At 60.5% G+C, this 438-nt stretch carries 1 pseudogene; it reads right to left on the reverse strand.

From position 1 onward, the window contains the following. A pseudogene (locus ACYP03_RS24185) lies at positions 1 to 438 on the reverse strand (hypothetical protein); the annotation flags it as partial.

Here is a 438-nt window from a genome sequence, read left to right on the forward strand (position 1 = left end):
TATCCAGCGTCATGGATTCCCCCGCCGCGATATAAATGCCCGTCTGGTTATCCACGCCTTCCCCCCCGATAAACAGGGCTTTGTCTGTCTGCACCAGCACAGATTGGCGCTTGCTGTCGGCGGCGAGCAGCTGCGTGGTGGTTGCCTGCTCTAATGGGATCACCGCACTGGTGAGCGCATCACTGCGCGCCACCGCAACCAGACCGCTGACCTGCTGCACCTGCGGCAAATTACCGACAGTGACTTGACCATTCACGGTCTGCACTTCGGGCAGGTTGGTGATCGCCACTTCCCCGCGCACCGCCTGCACCTCAGGCAAATTGCCTACGGTGATCTTTCCGCTCACAGGCTGCACCGCGGGCCAGTTCGCAACAGACACGGGCGCATCAAACGACACGGGCACCGTTTGCTGAATGGCATCAATGGTCACGGGTTCAC

Source organism: Photobacterium sp. R1 (genome assembly GCF_054600795.1).